2 protein-coding genes and 1 pseudogene are annotated in these 2996 nt (G+C 67.5%); all 3 read right to left on the minus strand.

Translation table 11 applies throughout. The features are described from left to right. Nucleotides 1–225, minus strand: a pseudogene (locus tag B3446_RS04790) (hypothetical protein); the annotation flags it as partial. Nucleotides 226–229: 4 nt separating this feature from the next. Further along, nucleotides 230–1246: an alginate O-acetyltransferase AlgX-related protein gene (locus B3446_RS04795; protein ID WP_291378057.1), complete on the minus strand. Its 1017-nt coding sequence runs from the start codon at nucleotides 1244–1246 to the stop codon at nucleotides 230–232. Nucleotides 1247–1280: 34 nt separating this feature from the next. Further along, a partial coding sequence (locus B3446_RS04800) for an NfrA family protein (RefSeq protein WP_414632401.1) occupies nucleotides 1281–2996 on the minus strand: 1716 nt, incomplete at its 5' end.

Consider the following 2996-nt stretch of genomic DNA (forward strand, 5'->3'; position numbering starts at 1 on the left):
GTCCAGCCACGCGGACGGCGACATCGCGACCGCGCCGACGCGCGCCTGCGCCAACCGCCAACCGCCCCAGCCCAAACCGACGGCCAGCAGCACGGCAACCACCCATGCGGTCAGCCGATGGCTGGCTTCGGGGCGGCCGGCGTCCCGGCGGCCGGCATCCCGGCGATCGCCCGGACTTCCTGTGCCCCGGTCTCTGGCGGCTTGCGACTTGTCCGGCGTATCCACGTGCCTACTTCCCGATGGCCGCTTTCATGCGCGTGCGCCAGGTGTCGGCGCTCATGATGGAGGCGTTGTCCCACAGGCCCCGGGCTTCCGGCCCCTGCGCGTAGGTGGGCTCGAACATCTGCCAGACCAGCACCTGCGGCTTGTTCTGCTTGAAGGCGGGCGATTCCAGATACTCCAGCAGCATCACCCAGTGGCCCACGTTGCCGGGCTTCCAGTTGACCGAAACGGGACGGTCGAGCGCGTTGGACAGCTTCTGCGGAAATCCGAAGTAGGGCTGCACCATGCTATGTCCGGTGACGTGCACGGGCGCCGGCGTGTCGTCCACGAGGCTCTGGCTGTCGGACTGGCGCCGCACCGTGAAGGTCTCGCGGCCGGCCTGTTTGCGCTGGTCTGGCGTGAGGAAAAGCTCGGCCAGGTCGCCATAGCGGCGCTCGTTGACCACGCTGCCCAGTGCCAGGCCGGTGCCGGGCTTGCCGGCCAGCGTCTTCACATCCTGCTTGATGCGCTGCGCCAGCGCATCGGCGGTGGCGTCCGCGGCGGCCTGCGTCCAGTGCTGGTCGGTGCGGTAGAAGACCTCCTGGCCGCGGCTCTTCACGCGCTGCAGCACGGCCTCGTCGTCGATGGTCGCGATGCCGGCCTGCTTGAGCTTGTCCTGGATGGTCTGATAACGCTTCTTTACGTCGGCGCTGAGCGCCTTGCCGTCCGGCAGCTTGTCCTGATAGAAAAGCGTCTTGTCCGGCAGCACCAGCACCTCAAGCTGAATGCCCTTGGCCGCCAGCGCGTCACGCGTTTCGCGCACCAACTGCGTGGACGCGTCGATCCCGCGCATATCGACCTGCGTCAGGCTGCCCCAGCCGGGAAAGAGCCAGTTGTCCTTGCCCTGGATCACGATGGAGGAGGCCTGCTGCGCCTGCGCCGCGGTGGCGCACGCCGCCATCAGGGCGGCCGATGCCAGCGCGCGGGCCAGCGGGCCGGAAAGCCTCGGCAGGGTGCGCTTCGGAAGACGGGTTGCGGTGTGCATGGGTGAACTCCTTGTATTGCGGATCGGCGTGCCGTCAGTACGACAGGGTCAGGTTGATGAACAGGCCCTTGGCGCGATCGGCCTGCCCGCCGCCGATGTTGAAACGGTATTGCGTCGTCAGATCCAGGTAGGACATGGGTGCGGTGTAGTGGCCTTCGCGGAACCAGTAGCGCAGGTTGAAGCCCGGCCCGGCGCCCATCGACCACGAGGTGGTGTCGCCCAGCAGCCGGTAGGAATCCGAACCATCGATGTCAAAGCCGGTGACACGGTTCTTGTTCCACAGCCAATCCGCGCCGATGACCGCGTAGGGAAAGAACACCAGCCGCTCGCTGATGGCGTCCACGCGATAGCTGCGGCCCACGCGCAGTTCGCCGGCGCCGAACGCCTGGTCGCGTTTCAGCCGGCCCGACGATTTTTCTTCGTCCACGCCCGTTGCGTTGTTGCGCAGCCAGAACTTGGCCGGCATGTCCTGCCAGGAATAGCCGGCCTGCACATAGCCTTCCATCGTGAACCAGTCGGGGCGGTCGATGCGCAGCGTCGTGCCTTCGTACAGGCCGTAGGTCACATACGCGAGCCAGCCGCCGCTGCCGGCATCCGTCTGGTAGTGCGCGGTCTTGTCGCGGAGGTCGTCTCCGCAGCGCAGCGCCGTCGGTTCAGGGCTGAATGTGCCCCGGCGCGTAGCGCTGCCCAGGTTGAACTGACGCTCCAGGCCGAACGTCAGACCTACTTCGGTGGAGGGCGTGAACCGCATGCCGAGCGACCCGATGGTGGTGGGAAGGCCTGAAATGCCCGGATTGGATGATCCAGCGATATCGATGGTGGATGGTTGGGAATTGTCGTCCGTCCTCTGGCAAGGGTTGGACACAGTCTGGCTCGCGGTCCGGCTACCCTTGTCGTATAGCGTGTTCGAAAAGCGTCCGTACAGTTCAAAGGTCCGCGTCGAGGAATTCAGGAAGTCCGACGGCCGCCAGAAGATTTCCGCGGTGCTGAACACGGCGTCGCCGGGCACAGTGATGGCCGCGCCGCCCAGGCCGGACGATGCCGGTCGCGCGCCGCGGTAGCCAGCGGAGAAATACCCGCCCCATTCGCGCGACAGCCCGCCGATGGCGTTGCGCGTGTCAAAGCGCTGCTGCGGCGTGAGCTCAAGTTTGCCGGCGTCGTTCTCGTCGATCGCCTCCTTCAGGCGATCGACCGCGCCGCGCTTGTCCCCGACGCCGGCCAGCGCATAGCCTTCATCCAGGATTACGGTCGGCGGCGCCTTGCCCGTGGCGCGTGCGGCCTGGAAGTCCTGCAGCGCAAGCTTGGGCTGGCGCATGCGCTGGTGCAGATAACCGCGCTGCATCAGGAGCGTTGGATCGTCAGGCTGCGCGGCCAGCGCCGCGCTCATGCGCGTGTTGGCCTCGGCCAGTTGCGCGGCGTTGCCGGCCGCCAGCGTGGTGGTCAGCAGGCGCTGGTATTCCTTGTTGGCGGGATCCTGCTCGGCCGCCTTGCGCGCCTGGCTGATGGCTTCCTGGTAATCCTCACGCGCGTAAGCGGCATAGGCCAGCGACGCGGGGCCGCCGCTGCCTGCGGCATCGGACGGCAGCAGTTCGCACGAGGTGCCGTAGGGCGTATCGCGGCAATCCTGCACCGGCGCGGGATAGTTCGCCAGCGTCAGCGTGGCGGGGATGGCCGGGCGCGCGCCCGCGCGCTTGACGCGCTGCGCCGCCGCCTCATCCTTGCCGCCCAGCGGTTCGACCAGCGCGAGCGC

Source organism: Achromobacter sp. UBA5777, assembly GCF_002418565.1.
GTDB lineage: Bacteria > Pseudomonadota > Gammaproteobacteria > Burkholderiales > Burkholderiaceae_B > Achromobacter > Achromobacter animicus.

Bases quoted from the DNA above. Each gene is read 5' to 3' on its own strand.
- B3446_RS04795 (WP_291378057.1), bottom strand. From the start codon at position 1,246: ATGCACACCGCAACCCGTCTTCCGAAGCGCACCCTGCCGAGGCTTTCC.